This window comes from Lysobacter sp. Soil_N_23 (genome assembly GCF_057656135.1).
On record NZ_JBDGKY010000001.1, the window covers coordinates 278,957 to 296,340 of the forward strand.

Here is a 17,384-nt window from a genome sequence, read left to right on the forward strand (position 1 = left end):
CCCGTCCCGCCGTGGTGCCGATGCCGCCGTTGGCGATCCGCGCCTACACCGCGACGAGTGCCGTGGGCCGTGGTCGCGAGGCGCTGGCGAGCGCGTTGCGCGATTCGCGCAGCGGGCTGCGCCGGAACGATTTCGGCACGGCGCCACTGGACTGCTGGATCGGTCGCGTCGACGGCCTGGAGGATCTGCCGTTGCCCGGGCCGTTCAGCCGCTGGGACTCGCGCAACAACCGCCTCGCCTGGCTGGCACTGAACCAGGACGGCATCCCCGAAGCCATCTCCGCAGTGATCGCGCGCCACGGCGCCGATCGCGTCGCCGTGGTCCTGGGCACGTCGACGTCGAGCATCGGCGCGACCGAGGATGCCTACGCGAACCTGGACGACGGCGCGTTCCCGGCCGCACTCGCGCGCGCCGACGTGCACACGCCGCACTCGCTCGGCGAGTTTGTCCAGCACGCCACCGGCCTGCGCGGACCGGCGATCACCGTGGCCACCGCCTGCTCGTCGAGCGCGAAGGTGTTCGCCCAGGCCGCGCGCCTGATTGCCGCCGGCCTTGCCGATGCGGCGCTGGTCGGCGGCGTCGACACGCTGTGCGGCAGCGTGCTGTTCGGCTTCAATTCGCTGCAGCTTGTTGCGGCCGAACCCTGCCGGCCATTCGACGCCGGTCGCAGCGGCCTGTCGCTGGGCGAAGCCGGTGGATTTGCCGTGCTCGAGCGCGCGCAGCCCGGCGACGCCGGCCTGCAGCTGCGCGGGTATGGCGAATCCAGCGATGCCCACCACATGTCCTCGCCGCATCCGGACGGCCTGGGTGCGCAGCTGGCGATGCGTGACGCGCTCGCGCGCGCCGGCATCGACGCCGGCGAAGTCGGCTATCTCAACCTGCACGGCACCGCCACGCCTGCCAACGATTCGATCGAAGCCGCTGCGGTGGCCGGGATGTTTCCGGACAGCCTGCATGCCAGCTCGACCAAGGGCTGGACCGGGCACACACTCGGTGCCGCCGGCATCGTCGAATCGGTGATCGCGCTGATCGCGCTGGAGCACGGCGAGTTGCCCGGCACCCTCAACAGCGCCGCGCCCGATCCCGCCTGCGGTCCGCAGATTCGCTTCCACGCGCAACGCGCCGATATCGCATTCGCAATGAACAATTCCTTCGGCTTCGGCGGCAACAACTGCTCGCTGGTGTTCGGTCGCGCATGACGCCGCTGCTGGCCCACATCGAAGGCATCGGCTTCTGGACGCGCGGTCTGCCCTCCTGGGGCGCCGCCCATGCCTACGCCAACGCGCATGCCAGCGACGGCACGACCGTGGGCGACGCCCCGTCGCGTCCGTCGCCACAGCTGCTGCCCGCCAACGAACGGCGGCGTGCCCCCGATACGGTGGCGGTCGCGCTCGAAGTCGCCCTGGCCGCCTGTCAGGACGCCGGCCGTGATCCGGCCACACTACCGTCGGTGTTCGCCTCCACCCACGGCGACCTCGGCATCACCGACTACATGTGCGCCACCCTTGCCGCCGATCCGCGGGCGCTGTCGCCGACGCGCTTCCACAACTCGGTGCACAACGCCGCCGCCGGTTACTGGACCATCGGGACCGGTGCAATGGCGCCGGCCAGTGCGATCAGCGCGCGCGAGGCGAGCTTCGCCCAGGGCCTGCTCGATGCGCTGGCGCAACTGGCCTGTGGCGACGAGGCGGTACTGCTGGTCGCCTACGACGGCCAGGCCGCCGGCCCGCTGGCGCGAATGGCACCCAGCGAGGGCCTCCTCGGTGGCGCGCTGGTGCTGTCGCGGCAAGCCGCACCGGGACGTGCCCGACTGAGCGTGCGACTGGTGGCCCGCAGCGGTGATCGCGCTACCCGCGGACCGTTGTCGACGCTGGCAGCGGCCAACGCGATGGCCCCGATGCTGCCGCTTTTCGACCTGCTCGCGCGCGAACAGGGCCGCGTGCAACTCGTCGCCGGCCCCGACCACGACCTGCTGGTCGAGGTCACTCAGGCGGGCGCGTCGAAAGAGAGCGCGTCCCTGACGAGCAAGCGGCTGGAGTATGCGCATGGCTGACGATCTGCACATCGCCACGCGCCCGGCCCGCTTGACCCGCGACGACCTGGTCGTGGTCATACCCGCGCTCAACGAGGCGCTGCGCATCCGCGAGGTCGTCAGCGGTGCGCTCGCCGAATGCCCGCGCGTGATCGTCATCGACGACGGTTCCGACGACGGCACCGCCGAACGCATCGCCGATCTGCCGGTTACCGTGCTGCGCCACGCCGTCCGGCAGGGCAAGGGCGCCAGCCTGCGCGACGGTTTCGCCGCCGCACTGACGATGGGCGCACGCGCGATCGTGACGATGGACGGCGACGGCCAACACCTGGCGCGCGACATCCCGCGCCTGCTCGCCTCGGCCAACCGTCACCCCGGTCATGTCGTCATTGGCGCGCGCCTGCACCGGCGTTCGCAGCAGCCGCTGCACCGGCGTCTGGCCAACGAGTTCGCCGACTGGGGCATCGCCTGGGGCACCGGCTATGGCATCGCCGACAGCCAGAGCGGCCAGCGGCTGTATCCGGCCGCGGTCGCGGCGCTGGCCGAAGTGCCAGGCGAAGACTTCGTGTTCGAGGCGCAGATCCTGATCTCGGCCGCGCAGCAGCTGGGCACGCGCTGCGTGTCGGTTCCGATCGAGTCGCGCTACCAGAGCGTGCATGGCGACGAGCAGTTCCGCGCCAGCCATTTCAAGCCCCTGCGCGACTTCAGCCGCATCACCTCGCACATCGTCGCCGGCGTATTCCGGCGCGGCAGCATCCCGGCGGTGTTCCGCAGCATCCGCGCCAATCCGGCGCTGATCGACGATGACGAGCGCCTGGCCGCGTGCGCAAGCGGGCTGTCCGTGCTCGACGACGGCACGTTGTAGGAGCGAGCTTGCTCGCGATCAGGCGTGTCCGCCACGGCAGCGCCCGTTCGCGAGCAAGCTCGCTCCTACATGATGGTTGGGCTATTTGCCCTGCGGCGGCGGCGCGGATGCCGGCATCTGTTCCGGCGGCGGCGGGTTGACGACGTAGATCGCCACACCGTGCGCGTACTTCTTGGTCGGTGAAATGCTCACGCCGATGCCGCCAGAGCTGAAGTTGCCGCCGCGGTAGCCGCCGTAGCTGCCGCCACCGGCGCCGACGCCGATGCTGCTGCCGCCGTAGCTGTTCTCGCTGCCGACGAACAGCACCCCATTGGCGCCGAGCTTGGCGGCCTCGATGCGCAGATTGTTGATGACGTCGTTCAACTTGTTCTGCTCGCCGTAGGTGAAACCGCCGCTGGCGGTTTCCAACTGGGCGATCTCTTCATAACCGCCCGGCGGCGGCGTGAAGTAGATGCGGACCTGCGACGGATCGATCGGCGCGCGCGGCGTGCCGGTGACCAGCTGCGAGGTCGACGAACAGCCGGCCAGCAGCATCAGCAGGAGGGGAATCAGGGACAGGAGGACGCGACGCATGGCGATCTCCGGAGATGGAAGATGCGCCGATCCTACGCCAGGCCACCCGGCCCGGCCAATGCGACGTTTCTGATGTTCAGTCAGGTCATGCCGCCGTCAATGCCGATCACCTGGCCGTTGATGTAGCCGGCCGCGTCCGAGCACAGGAAGCCCACCAGCGCGGCGACCTCGTCGGGCTGGCCGGCGCGGCCGGCCGGCACCAGCTGCTTGATGGCCGCGGACGGGAATGCGGCATCCGCCAACCGGCCGGCGATCAGCCCCGGGGCAACGACATTGCAGGTGATGCCGCGACTGCCCATCTCCCGTGCCAGCGATTTGGTCGCGCCGTGCAGCGCGGCCTTGGCCGCGGCGTAGTTGGTCTGGCCGCGGTTGCCCAGCACCGCCGCCACCGACGACACGCTGACCACCCGGCCCCAGCGCGTGCGCGCCATCGGCAGCAGCAGCGGCTGGGTGACATGGAAGAAGCCGTGCAGCGAGACATCGATGACCTGCTTCCACTGCCGCTCGCTCATGCCGGCCATCGGCGCGTCGTCGTGGATGCCGGCGTTGTTGACCACCACCTGGATCGCGCCCTGCTCCAGCAGGCCCGTCATCGCCGCGCCGGTGGTCTCGCCATCGGCGACATCGAACGACACCGCCCCGGCAAGTCCGCCGGTCGCTTCGATCGCGGCGACGACCGCCTGGGCGCGTTCGAGGTTGCGGTTGGAGTGGACGATCACCTCGAAGCCATCGGCCGCCAGGCGCTGGCAGATCGCACTGCCGATGTCGCCGCTGCCACCGGTGACGAGGGCGCGACGGGGTTGGGTCTTGGACGTGGTCATTGCGCGGATTGTGCGCGAACCCGCGGCTTTTTCGTAGGAGCGAGCTTGCTCGCGAGCGGGCGCTGCCGTGGCGGATACGTGGGATCGCGAGCAAGCTCGCTCCTACCGGTGCATGACTCCGGCCCGGCCGCGGGCCAGTTCGACGCCGGCGTGGTGGATCACGAACTCGTACTGGCTGCCGGAGGCGTCGGCGATCAGGCAATGCGCCTCGACCTCAAGTACGCCGGGCAGGTCGTCGATCCGCCCGACATGCAGCTCGATGCCACGCAGCGACACCAGCATCCCCGGCTTCACCCGTTCGCCGGCGGCGCGCGCGATCAGGCCGCCGTGCACGGCCATCGCCTGCGCGCCGTACTCGCACAGGTGCACCGCGTGCAGGCGGCCGTTGCGGCGCAACGGATGGGCCGGGTCGCGATGCCCGTGCGAAACCAGGCGGATGCGCTCCTGGTTCCACTCGATCACCTCTTCCCATAGGCACATCGCGCCTTGGTGGGGGATCAGCGCGGCGATGTCCTCACGCGCCATCGCCCACTCCGGTCGCCGGCGCGCGCACGATCAGCAGCGCCAGCACGAAGTTGCAGACCACACCGAGCGCGACCGTGGCGCCGATGGCCCGCAGCACCGGGATGCTCGACGCGGCCAGCAGCGCGAACACCAGCAAGGTGGTCAGGCTGCAGACGATCACCGCGTGCAGCGTGCGCAGCTGCTCGCTGCGGTCGTCGCCGGCGTGATCGAAGAACAACGCGTAATCCAGGCCAAGCCCTGCGGCGAGGATGAGCGAGACCAGATGGAACAGGTTCAACTCGACCCCGGCCGCGCGTAGCACGGCCAGGATCAGCAGCGTGCTCAGCGCCATCGGCGCCAGCACCCGCAGCACGCGCCGCGGCGAGCGCAACGCCACCCACACCGCTGCGGTCAGCAGCACCGCCGCCAGCGCCAGCGCCCACAGCACGCGCTGGCGGTACTGGGCCACCAGCGATTCCGACGCCTGCTTGAGGTCGAGCAGCTGTGCGCCGTTGCGCGCTGCCGAGTTGGCGACGGCGGCCGGATCGTGCAGCCCGCTCAAGGCCACCAGCGCGGTGACGTGGCCGCCGCGCTGCAGCAGCAGTCCTTCGACGCTGGCGGCCAGCGGCGTGCCGGCCAGATCGCCGGGCATCAATGCCGGTGCCTGTTTCGCGCGTTCGACATCGGCGACGAATTCATCGAAGGCGTCGGACTGGAACGGCCCGCCGCTCATCGCCTGATCGAGCACCGCGCGCAACGCATCGCGGTCGGGCAGGCGTGACTGGCGCATCTTCTGCGTTGCGGCGCTGGGCAGGTAACGCGCGGCCAGGTCGTAACCGGTAATGGCGCCGTCGCTGCGCAGGCGCTGCAGCTCCGGCAGCATGCGCTCGGAGGCCTGCAGTGCCGACTCGACGTCGGTCTGTTGCACCACGAGCACGTAGCGCACGTCGGGCGCGCCGAGTTCGGCGCGCAACTGCGTATCGCGCGCCAGCGCGGCCGGCGGCACCGGCGTCAGGCGGCCGAGGTCGTTCTGCCAGAACGAACCGGGTGCGAACGCGGCCACCGCGGCAGCGACCAGCGCAATCATCAGCACCGCACCACCGCGCAGCCGCGGCCAGCGCGCCAGGCGTTCCCAGCAGCGCCCCAGCCAGACCGAATCGGCGGCGTCCCGCGGTGCCGGATCGATCAGCGCCGGCAACAGGAACCGCGTCGCCAGTGCCGCCGTCGCCAGACCGACCACGGTAAACACCGCCAGCTGCTGCAGGCCATCGACACCGGAGACCAGGAAGGTCAGGTAGGCGATGCAGGTCGACACCACGCCGGTGGTCAGCGTCGGCCACAGCGCGCGCGCACTCGCCCACGGCGAGACGCCGGCGCGCTGGTGACTGAACAGATGGATCGGATAGTCCTGGACCACGCCGATCAGGGTGAAGCCGAAGGCGACCGTGATGCCGTGCACGCCGTCGAAGGCGAGCGCGACCGCGCCCAGTCCGGCCAGGCCGGCACTGGCCAGCGGCAGGCCGCCCAGCAGGGGCGCCTTCCAGCTGCGGTACGCCACCCACAGCAACAACACGAAGACCAGGCTGTCGAGCGTGCCGATCAGGCTGGCTTCGCGCGCGGTGCGGTTGCCGATCTCCACCGAGAACGCACCCGGGCCGGTCAGCGACATGCGCGTGGCGGTGTCGCCACGGACCGCGGCGAACGCGGCCTGGATCGAGTCGAACGCGGCCTGCTGGCCCTTGGGATCGAACCCGGCGGCGTGCGTCTCGACGGCGAGCAGCGCTTCGCGCCTGGCCTTGTCGAACCAGACGCCGTGCAGGCGCTGCGGCGCGTTCGCCGGCTGCCAGGCGTCGGCCAGCTTGAGCGTCTCCAGCGTCGGATCGGCCGACAGCAGCGGCTCGATCATCGCCGCCGCCGGCGAGCCCAGGTCCTGCAGGCGCGCATCGAGTTGCGCGCGCAGGTAATCGGCATCGAGCGCCTGCGCATCCAGCGTCGACGACAGCAGGTAGCGGTAGGGGCGCAGGTGCGACGGAATCGCCTCCGGCCCCGACGCCGCGCCGTTGGCGACCAACTTGAATGACGGCAGCGTTGCAAGGCGATCGCGCAACGATTGCGACTGCGCGGCGAGCGTCTGCGCATCCGAACCGGCCAGGCCGATCAGCAGCAGGCGCGAGCCCGGGCCTTCACCGAGCTCGTCGATCAGCAGCTTCTGCGCAGGCGTCTGCGGCGACGGCATGAACTTGCGCAGGTCGCCGCTGAGCTGCAGGCGCGGCGCCACCAGCGTCGCCAGGATCAGCAGCGCCACCAGCCACAGCAGCGCGAGGGCGAGGCGTCGTGCAGCGCTCATGGTGCCGCGTCGCCGTGGCAAATCCTGGCCAAGGCGGCGGCATCGGCAGCATTCGCCGCATCCACTGCGGCACCGGCCAGCAACGTGCGCTGCGGCGGGGCGTTGCCGGCGGCGAGCGTCTCGATGCAACGCAGCTCGGAACCGCGACCGTACAGCGCGATGGCCTGCACGCGCGCAGCCAGCGCGGCGTCCCTGGGCGTCATCGTCAAGGTCCAGCGCTGGCGCGTACCTTCAGTTGCAAGCGTGTAGTGCTGCTCCAGGTTGGCGCGATCACCGTCCAGCAATGCAGCGAAGTTGCTTTGGAACCCAGCCAGTTCCGGCACGCGCGACAGCGCGAACTTGCGCGGCGCCTGGCCGGCACGCGCGATCGTCGCCTCGCCTGCGCGCAGCGTCGTGGTCTCGGCATAGGGCGTGCGGACTTCGCGGACCAGGGTGTCGGAGTCGGGCCGCAGGTACTGGCCCGACAGGCGCAGCGGCGCCTTCAGCAGCTTCGATCCGCGCACCTCCACGAACGGCGTGCTCGCCGGTACCGACCGCGCGATGGCCTTCAGGATCCAGCCCGGGTCGACCGCCGCGCCGCCTTCAGCCGGGGCCGCGCACAGTGTCGCGCTTGCCAGCATCCACACCGGTGCCAGTCGCCGCGCCCACTCGCTCACGTTGTTGCGCTTGCCTGTTGTCCGCCGCGTCATCGCCATCCCAGAAATCGTAGAAGTTGAACCAGTTGTAAGGGGCGCCGAGCACCTGCTCCTGCAGTCGCGCCGCGTATCGCCGCACCACCGTCGCCACCGCCTCGCGCCGGTCGCGGCGCGACACATGCTGGAGCAGCGTATCCGGCCCGCCGCTGAACTCCTCGAAACGCAGGTCGTAGCGGTTGCCGCCCCGGTACAGGCCGAAGGCGAGCACGACCGGGACCTGCAGCGTTGCCGCTATCAACCAGGGCGCGTTCGGGAAGGCTGCCTCGTCGCCGTGGAACGGCACGCGGGTCACGGCCTCGCCCGGTGCCGCGCGGTCGACCAGCAGCGCCACCAGTTCGCCATCGGCCAGCGCCTGCTGGATCGCCAGCACGATGGCGACGCCATCCTGTCCGGCGTCGATGACATCGCCGGCCAGGCGCGGGTTGAGCGCGTCGAGCAGCTGCGTCAGCGCGGGGTTGTGCGAAATGTCGAGGACGATCCGCACACGCAACGATGGCCGCATCGTCACCAGCACGCGCAATGCGTCGAAGCTGCCCAGGTGCGAGCCGAACACGAGCACGCCTTCGCCGCGATCGACGCGGCGTGCCAGCGCCTCCAGGCCATCGACACGGATGTCGAAACGCGAGAGCTGGCCACTGAGCAGGAACACACGATCGAGGATCGTGGCCGCGAACGTGTGGATGTGCCGTGCGACATCCAACCACGACGGTGGCCGTGCAAGCACGCGCGCCAGGTACTCGCGCGAGGCGCGGCGTTCCGGTTTGCGCACCAGCAGGAAGTATGCGGTGATCGGGTACAGGCACAGCCGCGCCACGGCACGACCGCCATGGCGGGCAATGCTGCGGATCACCCAGAGCGCGAACCTGCCGCCACCTTCCGGACGCTGCTTCCAGTGCGCGTTCAAGGTCTGCTCGATTCGGGAGTGCGCGCTTCGGGAGTGCCGGCTTCGGCGGTGGCCACGTCGCCGCTGGCCAGCAACGTGTCACCGCGCATCACGCGGAAGCGCCAGCGCGGCGCGGCGCCCTCCAGTTCGATGCGCGCCTCCTCGCCCGGCAGCAGCGGCTGCACGAACTTGACCTGCGGCAGCCGCAGCGGCGGCAGCGGCCCGTGCACCGCCTCGAGCGCCTCGACCACGCGGTCCAGCAGCACCACGCCGGGCACCAGCGGTCGCCCCGGGAAGTGCCCGGGCAGGCTGGGATGGTCGGCGGGGATGACGAAACGCATGATGTGGCGGCAGCGGGACCGGGCGAGACAGACAGGATAAGGCACCGGCGGGCGCGACCCGCATGGCGCCGCCGGTCGGGCTGCATCGCTGGATTGCGCCTGGCGGCTACGCCTCCGCGGTCGCCACCACGCCATAGCCCAGACCGTGGAAGGTCCGGATCATCGGCACCTTGAAGGGACGGTCGATCGCACTGCGCAGCTGGCACACGTGGGTCCGCAACAAGGCTTCCTGGCCGTGGTCGAGCTCCCGCCCCCACAGGTCACGGACCAGCTCGCGATAGCCGGCCGGCTCTGGCGTGACTTCCATCAACGCCCGCAACAGCCGCCTGGACGACGGCCGCAGGCGCAGCGTCCTGCCCTGCCGACGCACTTCCTCGCTCTTCAGGTCGTACTCCAGGTCGCCGGCGCGAAGCACCGGGCCCGCCTGGCGTCGTCGATAACGGCGATGCATCCCGACGAGCCGTGCGTTGACCTCCGGGAACGCGATCGGTGCGTACAGATAGTCGTCGGCGCCGCTTGCCAGTGCCGCCAGGCAAGGCTCCAGCCTCGCGCACTGTGCCAATACCAGCAGCGGCGTAGCCAGCCGCAGAACCTTGCGCAAGCTGCGACACACATCCAGGCCATCGCGCCCCGGCGACCGGGCCAGCACGATTGCATCGAAGCGGCAGTCCGCAGCAAGCCCCAGGCCCTGACGATCGCTGCCGGCGTAATCCACCTCGTGACCGCATTGCTCGAGGAAGTGGCAGAGCTCCGCGGCATGAAACGCGTCATGGTCGATCAACAGGATCCGCATGACCGGTTGCTGGCTGGAGACGAGTCCGCGACCGGCGGTTGAGCGCGTCATCGACCGACGCGATCCGATGGACCGACTTCGGTGCCAGACCAATGGCTCGTGTGCATGATGGTGACCGCGCGGCTGCAGGGAGGCGGCAGACTACGGGCCGGCTGGCTTGCGCTGAATAGGATTTGGCCTAATTTGCCCGCGCGGCGCGAGGCAGCGCGGCCCAGAAGCGTTAAGGGCAACGCCGATCAAGTTTTGGTCTGTCATCCCGAGCGCAGCGAGGGATCTGTTTTCCGCGGTGGCACAGCGGGCCCCTCGCTGCGCTCGCGACGACATTCGACTTGTTCGGCGTTGCCCTAATCCTGCGGTGCGACGCCGAGGTAACCACCGGCGGCGGCAATGGACGACCACAGATCGGATTCGAGCTTGAACGATCGATCGAACAGGGCTTCGGCTTCGGCACGGTCCCCGTGGCCCAAGTAGTAGGAGCCGATCTTGGCCAGCCCGTAGGCGTCTTTCGGGTTCTCGCTCACATAGCGATCGAAGAGCACTTTGGCCTGCGCCCAGTCGCCGGCTTCGCGATACACCTGGGCAACGCGCAACAGATCGCTTGCTTCGGGCCGGTGGGCAAGCACGTCGTCGAAGATCGCCTTGCCTTCCGACTTGAAGCCGCCGAGGTAGTAGATCCGGCCGACAGATATCAGCTCCCAGCTACCGCCATCGGCCTGCACTTTTGCCACCTCAAGGAGGGCCTTGGCGGCTTCTTGAGCGTCTTTTCCCCGGTAGGCATCCGGAGGGATCTTCTGAGATGCGACAGCAGTGCTCGAAACAAAGAGCATGCAGGCGACCGCGATTGCACGTGTAGCCATTAGTGGTTTCCCGACTGAAAATTCATAGTGAATGCCTCTCGAACTGTTAACAGCTAGGTGCTTCTTCGACGGGCGCCGGAACCAACCGAATTTCAGTGCCATCAGCAACGACCTGATTAACTGAGAGGTGGCAGACCCTGCCTTTCCATGCGAATCCCACTTCGTAATCCTTTCCGGCCTGCGGCGTGAAGGATATCGCGCCACTACACGAACGATTCACGTTGGAATAGTTGACGTCTCCGATCGTGTAGAAAGACGAGACATCCCGGAAACCCAGACGCAAGCTCGTCGGGACGCCGGCAGGAATAGCGTACTCACGGAAGTACGCCTTCGACGCAATGCCATCCATCTGGCGCATGTTTCGAGTCGTTTCCGTTTCTGGCATTCCAAGGGAGACATTCGACACAACACCAAAGAGCGACCCAAACGCGCTGCCCATGCTGCCGGAAACGCGCTCGCGGCCTTCGCGTTTTAGGCATGCGCTACCCGGGTGCAGGTCGGCGAAGGCACCGTTTTGTCCAAAGACACGAATCCGGCTCTCGCGGCCTGTTGCGGTCGAACTATCCGCTGCCCAAGCATTGCAAAGGTAGATCAGGACCAAGAACGCCAACAAGGATTTGTATCGCATGAAGACCTCGCGGAGATACTTGAAAGCCGACAGCAGTCGCGAGCGGACCTACCGCAAGCCAGGCTGCTGTATGACGTAGTTGATACCAAGCGACTCAGCTTGCTCGCGCAGGCTCTCCGCCTTCGCGGGCGTTCCTACCACCGTTAGGGCCAGGTATGGCAACCGCCTTCCACGGAAGGACTTCATTGCCGCCTGGACCGCCTTGCGGGTTACACCTTCGTTCTCACCTCCCACGACGAGGTTCGTCGGCGTTTCCGCTCCTAGAGCCATTGCTGCTTTCAGCTGGTCCATCCATGTCGCGCTTCCCACCACGGAACCCAGCATCCAGTTGGCCACAGGATTTCCAGCCGCAGGGATGTCGATGTATATCGCATCGTGTACTGGACTGGCGCTTAGCGCTTGATTTGCCCGCTCCGTGGACGTCAGGTTGTTGCCGGCGGTCGCATTGCAGCAGGCCAGCAAGACGAGCGCACTCAACACTAGGCGCTTCTTCATTGCGAACCCCCAACGATTTCGTACGTGAAGCCGTTTGCTGCCATGCAGTCGTTTACGATCTGCTGCCCGTACTCACTCAGCCGTCGATTCCTTCTAGCCTCCTCATATCCGGGAGTTTGCTCGTGGGCCCTCTCGTAGCATTGACGTTGCAGTCGTATCGTTTCCTCATAGGAGAGCCCTGCACAGGCGAGCCCCAGCCCCGTACAGACCCAATCCTTTTCCGGGGGGCGCGGCGGGATATAGATGTCGTCCGTTCTGCCATACTTGAACCCTCTCTCTTTCATGCAGGCATCTGTCACCTTCTTGTCCCCCGGGAGCGCTATGCATTTCTGCCATGTCTCCCACGCCTCTTTCCCTGAAACACCAGGTTTGTGCCACATCTTGGAAGGCCCAACCTGGACCATCGGACTGGAGGACGTGTAATGCTGCGTGGCACAGGCCGACAGCATCAAGACAGCGCTCGCCAAAATGGTGTAGTGCTTCATCGCACGACTCATTTCCCACTCCGTTTCTCAAGCTCGGCTTTTGCCCTCTGAGACGGCGGCACGAGCACTGGCACGCTGAAGTTGCCTTCCCCCCAGTTTCTATCCATCGATTCGCGCACGTTTACGCCCCTCAACGACGCGCCATCCGGGCCTCGCACTTCTGCAGGACAATCTTTCGGCTTCGGCCGGCACGATCTTGATGTCGGCCGCGACAGTCGGCAGGCGCTGGAGATTCTCAAGTGCCTGTTCGATGTCCCTGAGCTGGAGCAGGTCGCCCGGTCGGGCCGGCACGGCATTGCGGTGCGTCACGCGCGAGTCGGTGCCGTCGGCAAAGCGGATTGCGCGGATTCGACCCGGGACCACGGTCAGCGCCAGGGTGCCTGCATTCAGGTCTTGCGGCGCGGCCAACACGCGGGTGGTCACATATCCCTCGGCGACGATCGCGTTCTGCACACGCTTCATCACCACGCCCACCCCCTTCGTGCCGAGGCAGCGGCCAGTGGCGGGATCAGATTTTGGATTAGCGGCCTTTAGCGACCACTGGAAGCGCTTGGCGTCATCGCCGTCGAGCACGATGCGGTCGATGCGGAAGCACGGGGATTCGTCACTGGGAAGCGCTTCCGGTGGAGCCGCCGTTGGCGACTGCAGACGTACGTCGGGCGTCTGCTCCTGTTGCTCACGCAGGGCGCGCTCGCGATCCTCCTGGCGCCGCAACTCCTGCGCATCTGGACTGACCTGCGCCATCGCCAACGACAACGGCGCAAATGCCAATGCCACGCCGATCCAATGCTTGCGGCCACTCGCGTGGCCATGCGTCCTTCGACTCCTCACTTCCGTGTGCCCCCTGCTCCGTTCAAACCAAGCCACAACGCCAAACAGGCGCGAGCACCCTACCCTCCAGCCAGAGTTATGACCCCATTGGCAGGAACAACTTGATCGATGCGGACCCGTACGCAATCCATGCTAGGCGAGAAGGGGAAGGACCTCCATGGGAAAATCCTGAAATCCGGCTCGTCGCGACGCGGCGATTGGACCAGCACCTTTTCCTCCACATGAGCCTCTTGCTCTAACGACGGCACGGCGCCTCAGTCCTGCGGTTCGACACCGAGGTAACCACCGGCGGCAGCAAGGATCGACCACAGATCGGATTCAAGCTTGAACGATCGATCGAACAGGGCTTCAGCTTCGACACGGTCTCCGTGGCTCATGTAGTACGAGCCGATCTTGGCCAACTCGTACGCGTCTTTCGGGTTCTCGCTCACATAGCGCTCGAAGAGCACTTTGGCCTGCGACCAATCGCCGGCTTCGCGATACACCTGGGAAATGCGCAGCAAATCACTTGCTTCAGGGCGGCGGGCAAGCACGTCATCGAAGATCGCCTTGCCTTCCGCCTTGTAGCCTCCGAGGTAGTAGATCCGGCCGACAGATATCAGCTCCCAGCTACCATCTTCCGCTTGCACTTTTGCCACATCGAGGAGGACTTTGGCGGCTTCTTGCGCGTCCTTTCCCCGGTAGGTCTCAGGGGGCAGCTTCTGAGATGCGACAGCAGTGCTCGAAACAAGGAGCATGCATGCGATCGCGATTGCGAGTATTCATGAGTCGTTTCTTTTGAAGTAGGGTTAGTGGCATGCGGGGTTCAGGGGGCGCGAGTCGATCCCCTCCGCTTTCAGATGCGCCCAACATGCGCTGACAACTCCGGACGCGCCCGCCGATACCTTCGGAAGGGAGAAAGCACCGGCGGACGCGTAGCGGTTACCAGCGGTAGTTCGCGCCCAACTGACCACCGACGTCGCGGTAGTCGTTGCCACCGGTCTGCAGGCCCAACTGGCCCCAGCCGGTCCAACCGCCACCGAGGTGTGCCTGCGCACCCAGTTGCAGCTCGTAACGGTCACGTGGCAGCTTCAGTTCCACGTTCTGGCTGTCAAACGCTATCGCGTTGCGGTCGTTGTCGTGCCACCAGTTGACGGTGGCAAACGGTTGCACCAGGTTGATCGCGTCATGGCCAGCATTGCCATGGAGGCGAACGCCGACACGGCTGGTCAGGCCGCCGGCCCTGGAATCATCGACCACCGTACCGTTGTACTCACGATGATCTTGCGCCGAGTAGTCGGTGAAGATCGCCTGCAGCTGTGGTTCCAGGTAGAGATTGACCTTGTCGCTCCGGGTGAGCGCGAAGGCACGGCCTACCTCCACCGAAGCCGCCGACGTCCGCGCGTCATAGCGTTCCCCGCTCAGGTAGTCGCCCTGCACGCTGTCATCGTAACTGCCGTACTGCAGCCAGCCATCGACATACAGCCCCGCCGGATCATCGGCATTGGCGAACCAGGTGCCATATACGCCCAGGTTGTATCCCTTGACCTTGCCCTTGGCGCGATAGTCGGTGACATCCGAACCGACCTGCGAATGCGCCTGGCCGCTGCCGCCCATCACGCCCACGTGCCAGCGGCTGTCGCCGCCGCGCGTCAGTTCGGCGCCCATCTGAACCGTCGAGATGTCGGTGCCGACATCGAGTTGGTCGAAGCCGGCACTGCCGTCCCTCTGGTTACGGGCTACCCGCACCCAACCGGCGGCGCCTTTGCCATCCCCTGCACGATCTGGCTCGCCCATGCGATCGTGCATGGAGTGCTGGAACATGCCGACCGCAGCGGCCTGGTTGGCGAGGTAGGCGCCGGCTTCCGGGCGGTAGAGCGGAACCAGGACAGGAGCCGGGGACGGTGCAGGCGTTGGCTGGGGGGTTGGTTGCGGATCCGGAGTCGGCGCAGGCGTTGGTTCGGGAGTCGGCGCCGGCGCGGGACCCGCCTGGGTACGCAGATACCAGTCGCCGTCGCTCGGATCGGCAACCCCACCCTTGTACAGAAGGTATTCGTAGGCGCCTGCCACGGCCCGCCCATTCAGTTCGAACATGCCATTGGAGGTGCCGTCTACCTGCACCACGCGGATGCCATTGACGGTCGCCGCGCCAGTGCCGTCGACGTTGTTGACTGTCACCCTGGTGTTACCTGAGGCGCTTCCCGTCACAACCAGCCTGTCGGTCTTCGACGTGTCGTCGCCCAGTGCGGTGTTGATCGCCAGCGTGCCGCCGTTGCCGACGTAATCACCCATGACGGTCAGCGTCTTATAGTCACCAGCCGCGGGGGTGGAGAATGCGATGGCTCCCGCCGAGGTCAACGCACGCACACTGGAGTTTCCGGTCAATGTCCAGGCGCTGGTACTGTCCAGGCTCAATGCATCACCGCCGGTGATAAGACCAGTGAGCGACGAGGCATTCTCCAGACTCAGACTGAGCAAGCCATCACCTGCACTCAACTGGCCATTGAGCGCAACATGGTCGGCAAACACCGCGAGTCGACCAGCGCCAACATCGATGATCTTCCCATCCTTTCCGGACAGTTGGACCCCATCTTTCAGATCAAGCCGGGCATCCGTGTTGGCCCCACGAACGACGCTGACGGCAGACGCGTCCTGGGAACGGAGACTGCCACCCGACACGACTACAGATGCCGCCCCCAGTACCAGAGCGCTGCCCAGGGCATCAACGCTGGTGTTGGTCAGGTCGGCTCGCGCGCCGCTGGAAACGGTGATGCCGGCATTGCTGGCCTGGAGTGTCTTGACCTGCGAGTCGGTTGCCGCGAATCGACCACCTTGCGTTACAACGACTCCCTTTTGACTGTCCAGTTGCGATCGCAGGAGTTCGATGCTTCCTGCGGAGACCGAAGCTCCAATGACCTTGCTGACGATGGAACTATCAGCGACCACGATCTTTCCGTCATCGGTACTGAGGCCGAAGACATCGGCGCTGACTGCCGTCCCCGCTTTCAGCTCGATTTCGCCCCCTCGGGCCGCCCGCACGGTACCGCGAATGGTTGCGCCCTCAGCCAGAATGCGACTTCCCGCATTTCCCGAGTTCAGGGCGTTCTTGGCTGCCGCAACCTGAGTTCCCGACTTCAGCTCAATGCGGCCACCTCGCTCAGCCCAGACGCCGGTACCCGCGGATTCGACTCGCGCTCCGCCGTCCAGCACTACCACGCCGCCTTCCGTCGCGATGGCCCCTCCTGTGGATTCTCCTTGCGTTGTGATTCTCGTTCCATGCGCACGGATCTCACTGCTCGAATCCTGGGCGGTGAGGCCAAAATTTCCAACCAGGAAGCTGGTCGATGACGTTGCCACATCAATAGTGCCTCCACTGAGCTCAACACCACCCCCATCCAGCACCGTCACTGCGCTGCTGCTCCCACCCGTCGTGCTGATTGCGAAGTTTCGCAGCTCTATTTTTCCTCCGGCGCCGGCGACCACAGCATCGGCATCTTTCCCCCCGGTGATTGCTGTAATCCCATCTCCAACGATCTTGCTGCCCACATTAAAGGCAGCCAAGGCATTGCCTGCGTTGGGAACGAAAATTCCACCATTCGCCGTCCCGGTGTCATATGTGCCGATAGCGGTTCTGGTAGTGCGGTCGGTAACGACCAGCTGCTGAGCGTTCACTGCCAGCGGTGCCGCCATGGCGAGCGCCAACGAAAGCGAAAGCGAAAGCGGGTGAATCCTTGGATCATTCTTCATGGCATTCCTTGCAATATGAAACAATCAAGATCGTTGGCACTCCGGGCCCCGGAAACAGGAAGGGGCGCCAGTTGAGACACCCGGGCTGAAGATCGAGCAGATCGTCAAGAAGCCTTTCCTCAGCCGGATGGAAGTCGCGACAGCCAACTACGCGCACCTGGGGCGAACGCGAATAGTCCGAGGGTTTCTGCCCCTGGATCGGCGTCTGTATCGCGTAGACGTCACCGCGGCACCGACGGCAGGGGAGCGTTGAAAGTTCGATCGCGCAACCAACCGACTGTTGGTTCGCCCCAACGTTCAGCTTAGGAGGCAGCCATGCCGCCAGCTATGGGACAAATCCTAAAATTCCCTCAGGAACAGCTACTGCGTTCTCCTGCACAGATGAACCTGGATGAACGGCTCCGACCGCGCTGTCGTTACGCCGGGATGAAGAGCCGGGTGGCTGGCGCGCCTCGTTGCCAGGCAGCCGGCCTCTTTGCGGGGCGGCAACGGCGACCTCGCACAGCCC

The 17,384-nt window shown here is 66.4% G+C and carries 17 protein-coding genes and 1 pseudogene; 3 read left to right on the top strand and 15 right to left on the bottom strand.

The features are described from left to right. Positions 1-20: 20 nt before the first annotated feature. The 3 genes from AC3A3X_RS01185 to AC3A3X_RS01195 are packed head-to-tail and all read left to right on the top strand — an operon-like array spanning position 21 to position 2,897. Positions 21-1,199 carry a beta-ketoacyl-[acyl-carrier-protein] synthase family protein gene (locus AC3A3X_RS01185; RefSeq protein WP_487581350.1) on the top strand — a complete coding sequence of 393 codons (1,179 nt, stop codon included), beginning with the start codon at positions 21-23 and terminating at the stop codon, positions 1,197-1,199. Then, positions 1,196-2,053, top strand: coding sequence for a beta-ketoacyl synthase chain length factor (locus AC3A3X_RS01190; RefSeq protein WP_487581229.1), 858 nt, complete (start codon positions 1,196-1,198; stop codon positions 2,051-2,053). The genes AC3A3X_RS01185 and AC3A3X_RS01190 overlap by 4 nt, the downstream gene beginning before the upstream one ends. Beyond that, positions 2,046-2,897 carry a glycosyltransferase family 2 protein gene (locus AC3A3X_RS01195; RefSeq protein WP_487581230.1) on the top strand — a complete coding sequence of 284 codons (852 nt, stop codon included), beginning with the start codon at positions 2,046-2,048 and terminating at the stop codon, positions 2,895-2,897. Before AC3A3X_RS01190 ends, AC3A3X_RS01195 begins: the two co-directional genes overlap by 8 nt. A gap of 81 nt (positions 2,898-2,978) precedes the next feature. Here the strand turns inward: AC3A3X_RS01195 and AC3A3X_RS01200 are convergent, their stop codons facing one another. From AC3A3X_RS01200 to AC3A3X_RS01270, 15 genes and pseudogenes are all read right to left on the bottom strand, one after another. Next, a complete protein-coding gene (locus AC3A3X_RS01200) occupies positions 2,979-3,470 on the bottom strand; it encodes a DUF4156 domain-containing protein (protein WP_487581231.1) in 492 nt (163 codons plus the stop codon). An 80-nt stretch (positions 3,471-3,550) separates the two neighbouring features. After that, positions 3,551-4,291 carry a 3-oxoacyl-ACP reductase FabG gene (gene fabG / locus AC3A3X_RS01205; RefSeq protein ID WP_487581232.1) on the bottom strand — a complete coding sequence of 247 codons (741 nt, stop codon included), beginning with the start codon at positions 4,289-4,291 and terminating at the stop codon, positions 3,551-3,553. A gap of 102 nt (positions 4,292-4,393) precedes the next feature. Then, complete coding sequence (locus tag AC3A3X_RS01210) at positions 4,394-4,816, bottom strand: hotdog family protein (protein WP_487581233.1); 423 nt, start codon at positions 4,814-4,816, stop codon at positions 4,394-4,396. Next, entirely contained in the window at positions 4,806-7,142 is a 2,337-nt protein-coding gene (locus tag AC3A3X_RS01215; RefSeq protein ID WP_487581234.1) for an MMPL family transporter, read from the bottom strand. Before AC3A3X_RS01215 ends, AC3A3X_RS01210 begins: the two co-directional genes overlap by 11 nt. Beyond that, positions 7,139-7,762 carry a LolA-related protein gene (locus AC3A3X_RS01220; protein ID WP_487581351.1) on the bottom strand — a complete coding sequence of 208 codons (624 nt, stop codon included), beginning with the start codon at positions 7,760-7,762 and terminating at the stop codon, positions 7,139-7,141. Before AC3A3X_RS01220 ends, AC3A3X_RS01215 begins: the two co-directional genes overlap by 4 nt. Then, a complete protein-coding gene (locus AC3A3X_RS01225) occupies positions 7,725-8,741 on the bottom strand; it encodes a lysophospholipid acyltransferase family protein (protein ID WP_487581235.1) in 1,017 nt (338 codons plus the stop codon). The genes AC3A3X_RS01220 and AC3A3X_RS01225 overlap by 38 nt, the downstream gene beginning before the upstream one ends. After that, a complete protein-coding gene (locus tag AC3A3X_RS01230; RefSeq protein WP_487581236.1) occupies positions 8,738-9,061 on the bottom strand; it encodes an ApeI family dehydratase in 324 nt (107 codons plus the stop codon). The genes AC3A3X_RS01225 and AC3A3X_RS01230 overlap by 4 nt, the downstream gene beginning before the upstream one ends. Positions 9,062-9,167: 106 nt before the next feature. Continuing rightward, positions 9,168-9,854 (bottom strand): response regulator transcription factor, encoded by a 687-nt coding sequence (locus AC3A3X_RS01235; RefSeq protein WP_487581237.1) that lies wholly within the window; start codon positions 9,852-9,854, stop codon positions 9,168-9,170. A gap of 344 nt (positions 9,855-10,198) precedes the next feature. Next, positions 10,199-10,813 (bottom strand): tetratricopeptide repeat protein, encoded by a 615-nt coding sequence (locus AC3A3X_RS01240; RefSeq protein WP_487581238.1) that lies wholly within the window; start codon positions 10,811-10,813, stop codon positions 10,199-10,201. Next, entirely contained in the window at positions 10,758-11,339 is a 582-nt protein-coding gene (locus AC3A3X_RS01245) for a hypothetical protein (protein ID WP_487581239.1), read from the bottom strand. The genes AC3A3X_RS01240 and AC3A3X_RS01245 overlap by 56 nt, the downstream gene beginning before the upstream one ends. Positions 11,340-11,387: 48 nt before the next feature. Then, a complete protein-coding gene (locus tag AC3A3X_RS01250; RefSeq protein WP_487581240.1) occupies positions 11,388-11,834 on the bottom strand; it encodes a hypothetical protein in 447 nt (148 codons plus the stop codon). Then, positions 11,831-12,319, bottom strand: coding sequence for a hypothetical protein (locus AC3A3X_RS01255; protein ID WP_487581241.1), 489 nt, complete (start codon positions 12,317-12,319; stop codon positions 11,831-11,833). The genes AC3A3X_RS01250 and AC3A3X_RS01255 overlap by 4 nt, the downstream gene beginning before the upstream one ends. Positions 12,320-12,493: 174 nt before the next feature. After that, positions 12,494-13,063 (bottom strand): annotated as a pseudogene (locus AC3A3X_RS01260) (POTRA domain-containing protein); the annotation flags it as partial. Positions 13,064-13,404: 341 nt separating this feature from the next. Then, a complete protein-coding gene (locus AC3A3X_RS01265) occupies positions 13,405-13,887 on the bottom strand; it encodes a tetratricopeptide repeat protein (protein ID WP_487581242.1) in 483 nt (160 codons plus the stop codon). Between the two features lie 184 nt (positions 13,888-14,071). Continuing rightward, positions 14,072-16,876: an autotransporter family protein gene (locus AC3A3X_RS01270; RefSeq protein WP_487581243.1), complete on the bottom strand. Its 2,805-nt coding sequence runs from the start codon at positions 16,874-16,876 to the stop codon at positions 14,072-14,074. Between the last annotated feature and the right edge of the window lie 508 nt (positions 16,877-17,384).